At 72.8% G+C, this 8,789-nt stretch carries 9 protein-coding genes; 6 read left to right on the top strand and 3 right to left on the bottom strand.

Annotated features, from left to right (window positions below):
• Window positions 1-375: 375 nt before the first annotated feature.
• Together tuf and ACWCRA_RS26460 are read right to left on the bottom strand one after the other, a co-directional pair.
• On the bottom strand, window positions 376-1,545 hold the full coding sequence (gene tuf / locus ACWCRA_RS26465; RefSeq protein WP_351551525.1) for an elongation factor Tu: 1,170 nt from the start codon (window positions 1,543-1,545) through the stop codon (window positions 376-378).
• 108 nt (window positions 1,546-1,653) lie between these two features.
• Window positions 1,654-1,797 (bottom strand): hypothetical protein, encoded by a 144-nt coding sequence (locus ACWCRA_RS26460; RefSeq protein ID WP_351551522.1) that lies wholly within the window; start codon window positions 1,795-1,797, stop codon window positions 1,654-1,656.
• Between the two features lie 127 nt (window positions 1,798-1,924).
• Here ACWCRA_RS26460 and ACWCRA_RS26455 point away from each other — a divergent pair, with 127 nt between their 5' ends.
• The 6 genes from ACWCRA_RS26455 (at window position 1,925) to lnt (ending at window position 7,755) form a co-directional block, all read left to right on the top strand.
• Window positions 1,925-2,632 carry a TVP38/TMEM64 family protein gene (locus tag ACWCRA_RS26455; protein ID WP_351551519.1) on the top strand — a complete coding sequence of 236 codons (708 nt, stop codon included), beginning with the start codon at window positions 1,925-1,927 and terminating at the stop codon, window positions 2,630-2,632.
• Window positions 2,633-2,857: 225 nt separating this feature from the next.
• Window positions 2,858-3,730, top strand: coding sequence for an undecaprenyl-diphosphate phosphatase (locus tag ACWCRA_RS26450; protein WP_451068765.1), 873 nt, complete (start codon window positions 2,858-2,860; stop codon window positions 3,728-3,730).
• 52 nt (window positions 3,731-3,782) lie between these two features.
• Window positions 3,783-3,971, top strand: coding sequence for a hypothetical protein (locus ACWCRA_RS26445; protein ID WP_351551513.1), 189 nt, complete (start codon window positions 3,783-3,785; stop codon window positions 3,969-3,971).
• 200 nt (window positions 3,972-4,171) lie between these two features.
• The gene (locus ACWCRA_RS26440; RefSeq protein WP_451068764.1) at window positions 4,172-5,332 is read left to right on the top strand and encodes a methyltransferase; all 1,161 of its coding nucleotides are present in this window, start codon (window positions 4,172-4,174) and stop codon (window positions 5,330-5,332) included.
• Between the two features lie 124 nt (window positions 5,333-5,456).
• Window positions 5,457-5,912 (top strand): nuclear transport factor 2 family protein, encoded by a 456-nt coding sequence (locus ACWCRA_RS26435; RefSeq protein ID WP_451068763.1) that lies wholly within the window; start codon window positions 5,457-5,459, stop codon window positions 5,910-5,912.
• A 145-nt stretch (window positions 5,913-6,057) separates the two neighbouring features.
• Window positions 6,058-7,755 (top strand): apolipoprotein N-acyltransferase, encoded by a 1,698-nt coding sequence (lnt, locus tag ACWCRA_RS26430; RefSeq protein ID WP_451068840.1) that lies wholly within the window; start codon window positions 6,058-6,060, stop codon window positions 7,753-7,755.
• Here the strand turns inward: lnt and ACWCRA_RS26425 are convergent.
• Entirely contained in the window at window positions 7,679-8,584 is a 906-nt protein-coding gene (locus ACWCRA_RS26425; RefSeq protein WP_451068839.1) for a Gfo/Idh/MocA family protein, read from the bottom strand. The genes lnt and ACWCRA_RS26425 overlap by 77 nt on opposite strands.
• Between the last annotated feature and the right edge of the window lie 205 nt (window positions 8,585-8,789).

Here is an 8,789-nt window from a genome sequence, read left to right as displayed (position 1 = left end):
GGGATAAGCGGCCGGACCGGACAGAACGGGTCCAGGACACACGCCGGAAAGGGTGACCGCACAGGGCAGGACCGGTGCCGAGGCAGATCGGACCGGTGCGGGGTCCCCGACACCAAGGTCCGTCCTCAAACGCCGGACAGGCTGGGATAAGCGGCCGGACCGGACAGAACGGGTCCAGGACACACGCCGGAAAGGGTGACCGCACAGGGCAGGACCGGTGCCGAGGCAGATCGGACCGGAAGGGGTGCCGGGCAAGGTGGGATCGGTGCCGGACACGGGCCGGGAAGGGTGCTGGGCAAGGTGGGGTCGGTGGCCTGGCGGGCCGGGAAGGTGGAGCCCCGCCTCCCCCGTTTCGGGGGAGGCGGGGGACAGGGGCTACAGGACCCCCGTCACGGTTCCCGCGCCGACGGTGCGGCCGCCCTCGCGGATGGCGAAGCCGAGGCCGGGCTCCAGCGGGACGGCGCGCCCCAGTTCGACGGTCATGGCGACCGTCTCGCCCGGCCGGGCGACGGCCGCCTCACCGAGGTCGATGTCCCCGACCACGTCCGCCGTGCGGATGTAGAACTGCGGCCGGTACCCGGTGGACACCGGGGTGGTGCGACCCCCCTCCCGTCCCGAGAGCACATACACCCGCGCGGTGAAGCGACGGCTCGGAGTGACGCTGCCGGGCGCCGCGACCACATGCCCGCGCCGTACCGCGTCCCTCGGCAGTCCGCGCAGCAGCAGCGCCACGTTGTCACCGGCCTCCGCCGACTCCATCGGCTTGCCGAAGGTCTCAACCCCGGTGACGACGGTCTCGGTGTCCGCGCCCAGCACCTGGACGCGGTCGCCGACGCGCACGGTCCCCCGCTCGACCGCGCCGGTCACGACGGTGCCGCGCCCGGTGATGGTGAGGACGTTCTCCACCGGGAGGAGGAACGGCGCGTCCGTGTAGCGGACGGGGACCGGCACATAGGTGTCGACGGCGTCGAGCAGGGCCTCGATGGAGGCGGTCCAGCGCGGCTCGCCGGCCAGCGCCCCGAGCCCGGAGACCCGTACGACCGGAACCGTGTCACCGCCGTAGCCGTGGGCGGTGAGCAGCTCCCGGACCTCCAGCTCGACCAGGTCGGTCAGTTCGTCGTCGCCCGCGTCGGCCTTGTTGAGCGCGACGACGATGTGGTCGACGCCGACCTGGCGGGCGAGCAGGACGTGTTCGGCGGTCTGGGGCATGACCCCGTCGAGCGCGGACACCACCAGGATCGCCCCGTCGAGCTGGGCGGCCCCGGTGACCATGTTCTTGATGTAGTCGGCGTGGCCCGGCATGTCGATGTGCGCGTAGTGGCGGGTGTCGGTCTCGTACTCGACGTGCGCGATGTTGATGGTGATGCCGCGCTGGGCCTCCTCGGGAGCCCTGTCGATGCGGTCGAAGGGGACGAATCCGGCGGTGCCGCGCTCGCTGAGGACCTTGGTGATGGCGGCGGTCAGCGTGGTCTTGCCGTGGTCGACATGGCCGACGGTGCCGATGTTGAGGTGCGGCTTGGTGCGGACGTACGCGGTCTTGGTCATGGTCTTGTCCGTGACTTCCCTCGGATGCGGATCGCGCGAAGCGTGTGAGGACCCCCGGGCTCTGCCGACCCTCCCCCTGTGGGGTCCCGCCGGACGATCCGGAGAGGGTCAGCTTCGGGTGCCGCCGGCGATGGCGGCCACGGCCGGAGGAAGAACGGCTTCGCCGCTGGTGAGGAGGGTGGCGGGGAGGACGGCAGCCTTCGGCGCGCCCGCGACTGCGGGGGGCGCTGCGAGGAAGGCGTACCGGGTCATGAAGCAAATAATCGCCGACCGGCCGTCGGCGGTCGAACGGTTTTCCCGGCGTCGGGAGGACGGCCCCAGGCCGTGGTGGTGAGGGCCATTACGGCGATCACATCCGGTCGTCGGTTAGTCTCCCCGGATGTTCGAGCCCGTCCCCAGGCCCTCTTCCGGTCTCGCCCTCCGCTGTACCAGGGTGCTGCTCTCACCGTGGTCACGGCTTTCGCTGCTGCTGCTGATGCTGGCCTCGGCCGGAGTCCTGGTGCTGCTGTACGAGCCACAGCGGCTGCTCTCGGACGGCTGGCCGGCCGCCCGGCTGAGCGGGGCGGCGGCCGTGGTGCTGTACGCCCTGGCGTACGGGGTGTGCACCGCCGCCTTCGTGCCCCGGCCGATCCTCAACCTGGCGGCGGGGGCGCTGTTCGGCTCCCAGGCGGGGCTGGTGTCGGCGCTCGCGGGAACCGTGCTGGGCGCGGGTATCGCCTTCACTCTCGGCCGGCTGCTCGGACAGGACGCGCTGCGGCCCCTGCTGAAGGGCAAGGTGCTCAAGGCCGCTGACGGCCAGTTGAGCCGGCACGGCTTCCGGTCGATGCTGGCGATACGGCTCTTTCCCGGTATTCCGTTCGCCGCCGCCAACTACTGCGCCGCGGTCTCCCGTATGGGTTATACGCCGTTTCTGCTGGCCACGGCTGTGGGGTCCATTCCGAACACCGCCGCTTATGTGGTGGCGGGTGCCCGCGCGGGGTCCCCGACTTCGCCGGCTTTTCTGATCGCGATGGGATTCATCGTGGTCACCGGTCTGATCGCGGCGTCACTCGCCTGGCGTAAACGGCATGGTCTGCGCGCGAGCTGACGGACCACCAGGGCGGTCGCCGCGCGGGCTCCCCGCACCACCGCCCGTACGCCCGCCGGCGCCACCGCCCGCACCTCCGTTCGTACAGAAGATCGCGGGAATTCCGACGGCAACACGGCACTCCGTGTTCACCTCGGGACGCTACGCTGCCTCCCACACTGGCGCATTGATCGGGACCGCACCGCGCCGTCAGACATGATCTTTTCTTGGGTGGCGTAGTTTTCGATGTCCTGGTTCGAATCATTCATCCTTGGGCTGGTCCAGGGGCTGACCGAATTCCTGCCGATCTCCTCCAGCGCTCATCTGCGGCTCACCGCCGCGTTCGCGGGCTGGCACGATCCGGGCGCGGCATTCACGGCGATCACCCAGATCGGCACCGAGACCGCCGTACTGATCTATTTCCGCAAGGACATCGTCAGAATGTGCTCCGCGTGGTTCCGCTCCCTCACCGACAAGGAGATGCGGGCCGACCACGACGCCCGGATGGGCTGGCTGGTCATCATCGGATCGATCCCGATCGGGGTCCTCGGGGTCACCCTCAAGGACCAGATCGAGGGGCCGTTCCGGGATCTGCGGCTCATCGCCACCACCCTGATCGTCATGGGTGTGGTGCTCGGCATCGCCGACCGGCTCGCCGCCCGTGACGAGTCGGGCGGCCGGCACCGGGCCGTGAAGCAGCGCAAGACGCTGGAGGAACTGAGCGTCAGGGACGGTCTGATCTACGGTTTCTGCCAGGCCATGGCCCTGATCCCCGGAGTCTCCCGGTCCGGCGCGACCATCAGCGGCGGCCTGCTGATGGGCTACACCCGCGAGGCGGCGGCCCGCTACTCCTTCCTCCTCGCCATCCCCGCGGTGCTCGCCTCGGGGGCGTACGAACTCAAGGACGCGGGCGAGGGCCATGTGTCCTGGGGCCCCACGATCTTCGCCACCGTCATCGCCTTCGCCGTCGGCTACGCGGTCATCGCGTGGTTCATGAAATACATCACTAGCAAAAGCTTTATGCCGTTTGTGATCTACCGCGTCCTCCTGGGGATTGCCCTGTTCATCCTGGTCGGGACGGACACGCTGAGTCCCCACGCGGGCGAGTCCGGTGACTGATGTGTGACGTAACAGGGGAGACGGCTCCACCGGGAGGCCGTAATCTGTTCGCATGTCCCCCCTTCCGCACGAGCCAGAGACTGCCCTGTCCGCCGCCGAGCTCAACGCCCGCATCCGCGAGCTGTGGGCCGATGGGCAGCTGCCCGAGGACCGGCGGGCGGAGTACGAGGCGCTCGTCCTGAAGTGGGCGGCCGCGGCGCTGGAGCGCGGCGGGGACGACGGTGTGGAGCACGCCGCCTGAGCACCCCGGCCCGGCGCCCCGATCCGGCGTCCCGGCCCGGGCCCGCCGACCGGGCACCCGGTGTCCGGGCCCACCTCCCGGACCCACCTCCCGGGCACCCGGCAGCGTCCTCGCACCCGGCCTGCGGGCACTCCCGCCCGTGGTGGTCCCCGCCGGACGCGGCCGGTCACCGGCCCCGGCTCGGCTAGCCTGGCTGCACGATGAACCGTTTGAGCACGCAGTGGGGCGACATCGCGCTCGCCCGCTTCCCCGAGGACCCGCGCGACCCCCTCCGCGCCTGGGACGCCGCCGACGAGTATCTGCTGCGGCAGCTCGGCGAGACCTCCCCCGATCTCTCCGGGACCGTGGCCGTCGTCGGCGACCGGTGGGGCGCCCTGGCCACCTCGCTCGCCGCCCACGGGCCCGTGCAGATCACCGACTCCTTTCTCGCCCAGGAGGCGACCCGCGCGAATCTCACCCGCAACGGCCTCACCGCCCCGGACGCCCCCTTGGGCGGTGTGCGGATGCTCTCCGCCCGGGACACCCCGCCGGAGCGGGTCGATGTGCTGCTCGTGCGCGTGCCCAAGAGCCTCGCCCTCCTGGAGGACCAGCTCCACCGGCTGGCGCCCGCCGTGCACGCGGGAACCCTGGTCATCGGCACCGGCATGGTCAGTGAGATCCACACCTCGACCCTGCGGACCTTCGAACGGATCATCGGCCCCACCAGGACCTCGCTGGCGGTGCGGAAGGCCCGGCTGATCTTCTGCACCCCCGACCCCGCGCTCAGCCCCGGCCCCAGCCCCTGGCCGCTGCGGTACGACCTCCCGGACGGCACCGGCGCCCTCGCGGGCCGCACGGTCACCAACCACGCGGGCATCTTCTGCGCCGACCGGCTCGACATCGGTACGCGGCTGTTCCTGCGCAGCCTGCCCGAGCGGCGGGGGCCCGACCGCGTGGTGGACCTCGGCTGCGGCAACGGGGTCGTCGGAACGGCCGTCGCGCTCGCCAACCCGCAGGCGTCGGTGACCTTCGTCGATGAGTCGTTCTCCGCCGTCGCGTCGGCCGAGGCGACCCACCGCGAGAACGCCCCATCGGGCGCGGAGGCCGCGTTCCTGGTGGGCGACGTGCTCTCCGCCGTGGCGGACGGCAGCGCCGACCTCGTGCTGAACAACCCCCCGTTCCACTCCCACCGGGCGACGACGGACACCACGGCCCGCCGGATGTTCACCGGAGCCCGCCGGGTGCTGCGCCCCGGCGGCGAGCTGTGGGTGATCGGCAACCGTCACCTCGGGTACCACGTACGGCTGCGCCGCCTCTTCGGCAACTGCGAGGTGAGGGCGAGCGACGCCAAGTTCGTGGTCCTGCGGGCCGTCCGGTCCTGACCCGTCCGGGGCGCCGCCACCGGCACCGCCCCGGACGGGGAAGATCGACCGTTTGCCGGACAACAGTGCGCGCCGGGCGTGCAGAGCCCTTGGCCTGGGGGCCGCACTGCCCGAAACTGAGCCGATGACGCAGCGCGTGGATCTCGCGACAGTGATGGACCGGCTGGCCATCGATGACCTGGTGACCCGTTACGCGGTGGCGGTGGACGACGCCGACTGGGACGGCTACCGGGCCCTGTTCACCCCCGACGGACGGGTGGACTACCGCGACTCGGGCGGGATCGAGGCCCCGGCGGCGGCGGGCGCCGACTGGCTGGCCAAGGCGATGGGGACCTTTCCCGTACGGCAGCATCTGATCGTCAACCGCAGGCTGCGGCTCCAGGATCTGGGCGGTTACCCGGGGGACGGCGCCGATGTGCAGGCGGACTACCTCGCCGTGCTGCGGACGGACGCGGGGGAGGAACTCTCCTCCGGGGGCCGCTACGCCATCGCGGCCGTGCGCACCGACGACGGCTGGCGGCTGAACGGTGTGGTCTCCCGGGAGAAGTGGCGGCGCGCCGCCGGGGCGCTCCCCGGGTAGGCGGCGGCGTTCCCCGGGCGCGCTCCGGGTGGGCGGTGGCGCCGGGGCCTGCCGGGTGGACCACGGAGCGGGTGCGGCGACACACTGAAGGGGCACGCCCGCCCGCGGGTGGCCTCGGGGCGGGACGAGGAGGCACGGAATGCGGATGCCGACCGGCCGGCCGGCGGACCCCGGGTCCGGGGTTCCCCCCGCTCACGCGGCCCCCGGGGACCGGGCTCCGGGCGGGCGCGGCCGGAGCGCCTCCGTACGGCGCGCGCTGGCCGCCCCGGTCGCCGGGGCGCTGCCCGCGCTGGCCTTTCCCGAGCCGTCCCTGTGGTGGTTCGCCTATGTGGCGCTCGTTCCGTGGATGCTGCTGATACGGACCGCGCCCACGGCCCGGCGGGCCGCCTTCGAGGGCTGGCTCGGCGGGGTGGGGCTGGTGATCGCCGTCCACCACTGGCTGATACCGAGCCTCCATGTCTTCATGGTGGTGCTGGCGGCGCTGCTGGGGCTGCTGTGGGCGCCCTGGGGGTGGCTGGTCCGCTCCCTCCTCGGGGCCTCCCCGCCCTCGGGCTCCCGGTCCGGAGCCCCCGGCTCCGGTGGGAGAGGCGGAGGCGGTGGGTGGCGGGTCGCCTCGGCGGTCGTGGTCATCCCCTCGGGGTGGCTGATGATCGAGCTCATCCGGTCCTGGGAGGGGCTCGGCGGGCCCTGGGGGCTGCTGGGGGCGAGTCAGTGGCAGGTCTCCCCCGCGCTGCGGCTGGCCTCCGCCGGAGGCGTGTGGCTGGTGAGCCTGCTGGTGGTGGCGGTGAACACGGTGATCACCGCGGTGATCGCGCTTCCCCGGGCCCGTACGGCGGCGCTCTGCTGCGGGGTGCTCTGCGCCCTGGCGGCGGGAGCGGTGGCCGTCTGGGCCCCGGCGCCCGTGGAGTCCGCCGACCGGCTGCGGATCGCGGTGGTCCAGCCGGGGGTGATCGGTGGCGGGGACTCCGTCGAGCGGCGGTTCGCCCGGGGTGAGGAGCTGACCCGCGCCCTGGCGGGCCGGGACCCCGATCTGGTGGTCTGGGGCGAGAGCAGTGTGGGCGCGGATCTGCGGGAGCGCCCCGATCTGGCGGCACGGCTCGGCGAGCTGTCCCGGGCGGTCGGCGCCCCGCTGCTGGTCAATGTGGACGCCCGCAGCACCGACGCGGCGGGCCGGGACGGGATATTCAAGAGCTCGGTGCTGGTGGGCCCCGACGGCCCGACGGGCGACCGCTACGACAAGATGCGGCTGGTGCCCTTCGGGGAGTACGTCCCGGCGCGGCATCTGCTCGGCTGGGCGACCTCGGTGGGCAGGGCCGCGGGGGAGGACCGGCTGCGCGGCACCCGTCCGGTGGTGATGGATCTGCCGGACGGGCCGCGCGTCGGGCCGCTGGTCTGCTTCGAGTCCGCGTTCCCCGACATGAGCCGGCATCTGGTGCGGGAGGGGGCCGGACTGCTCGTCGCCCAGTCGGCGACCTCCTCGTTCCAGGAGAGCTGGGCCCCCGCGCAGCACGCGTCGCTCGCGGCGCTGCGGGCGGCCGAGACAGGCCGCCCGGTGGTCCATGCCACGCTCACCGGGGTGAGCGCCGCGCACGGGCCGGACGGTGCCCGGATCCGCCGTCCGCTGGGTACGGAGAGCAGTGCCGCCGCCCTGTACGAGCTTCCGGCGGCGGGCGGGACGACCGCCTATGTCCGTTTCGGTGACTGGCCGGTCGGGGCCGCCGTCGCCGTGCTGGTGGCGTCGGCCGGTGTCCGGGCGGCGGGGCGGCTCAGGCGGTCCGCTCCAGAATCCGCCGCACGATCCGCTCGCACAGCTCATGGGTCCGCAGGGCGTCCCGGGCGCTGAGGACCTTCCCCGCGCGCACGGAGTCGAGGAAGGCCAGCGCCGCCTGCTCGATGCCGCGCTGCCGGGCGACCGGCACCCAGTCGCCGCGCCTGCGGACGCTGGGCTGCCCCTTGTGGTCGACGATCTCGGCGAGATCGCGCACCTCGCGCTTGGTGTCCTGTCCGGAGACCTCCAGGATCTCCTGGGTGGAGCCGCTCCGGCGGTTCATGGTGCCGATGGCGGTGAACCCGTCGCCGGAGAGCTGGAGGACGACGTGGTCCATCAGCCCGTCGGTGACCCGGGCGCGCACATCGGTGTGCTCGACCTCGCCGGGCACCAGGAAGCGGAGGGTGTCCACGACATGGATGAAGTCGTCGAGGACATAGGTGCGGGGGGCCTCGGGGAGCCCGACGCGGTTCTTCTGCATCAGGATCAGCTCGCGCGGGTGCTCCAGGCACTGGGCGTAGGAGGGCGCGAGCCGGCGGTTGAAACCGACGGTGAGGCTGGTGCCGCGTTCCTCGGCCAGCTCCACCAGCGCCTCGGACCGGGCGAGTTCATAGGCGAGGGGCTTGTCGACATAGGTCGCGACCCCGGCCGTGAGCAGCGCGGTGACGATCTCGGCGTGCGCGGCGGTGGGCGCGTGGACGAAGGCCGCGTCCAGCCCCTGGGCGAGCAGCGCCTCCAGGTCCGGGTGGCGCCGCGCGGCCGGGACGCGGTAGGCGTCGGCGACCCGGCTCAGGGTCGCCGGGGTACGGGTCTGGAGATGCAGTTCGATGCCGGGGAGGGCGCCGAGCACAGGCAGATAGGCCTTCTGCGCGATGTCGCCGAGACCGATGCAGCCGACCTTCACCAGGTTCCTCCTAGAGTTGCGTGACGCGTCCCTGTCGAGCCCGGTCAGCATACGTGTGCCGGGGCGGGCGCCCGCCGGGGTTCCCGCCTCAGGCACCGGGAGGCGGTGCCGGGTCCGCCACCCGCCTCCCGGCTCGGGCGAACCGGTCCGCGCGCTGGGCCGGGAGGCCGACCCGGGTCACCCGTGCGGGCGTTTGTCGGTCCAT

Source organism: Streptomyces sp. NPDC001889 (genome assembly GCF_053594535.1).
The sequence above is the reverse complement of the archived record's forward strand: the minus strand, read 5'-3'. Positions and strand labels throughout refer to the sequence as shown.

Coding starts and splice junctions, on each gene's coding strand:
- tuf (WP_351551525.1), bottom strand. CDS start 1,545: ATGACCAAGACCGCGTACGTCCGCACCAAGCCGCACCTCAACATCGGC.
- ACWCRA_RS26460 (WP_351551522.1), bottom strand. CDS start 1,797: ATGACCCGGTACGCCTTCCTCGCAGCGCCCCCCGCAGTCGCGGGCGCG.
- ACWCRA_RS26455 (WP_351551519.1), top strand. CDS start 1,925: ATGTTCGAGCCCGTCCCCAGGCCCTCTTCCGGTCTCGCCCTCCGCTGT.
- ACWCRA_RS26450 (WP_451068765.1), top strand. CDS start 2,858: ATGTCCTGGTTCGAATCATTCATCCTTGGGCTGGTCCAGGGGCTGACC.
- ACWCRA_RS26445 (WP_351551513.1), top strand. CDS start 3,783: ATGTCCCCCCTTCCGCACGAGCCAGAGACTGCCCTGTCCGCCGCCGAG.
- ACWCRA_RS26440 (WP_451068764.1), top strand. CDS start 4,172: ATGAACCGTTTGAGCACGCAGTGGGGCGACATCGCGCTCGCCCGCTTC.
- ACWCRA_RS26435 (WP_451068763.1), top strand. CDS start 5,457: ATGACGCAGCGCGTGGATCTCGCGACAGTGATGGACCGGCTGGCCATC.
- lnt (WP_451068840.1), top strand. CDS start 6,058: ATGCCGACCGGCCGGCCGGCGGACCCCGGGTCCGGGGTTCCCCCCGCT.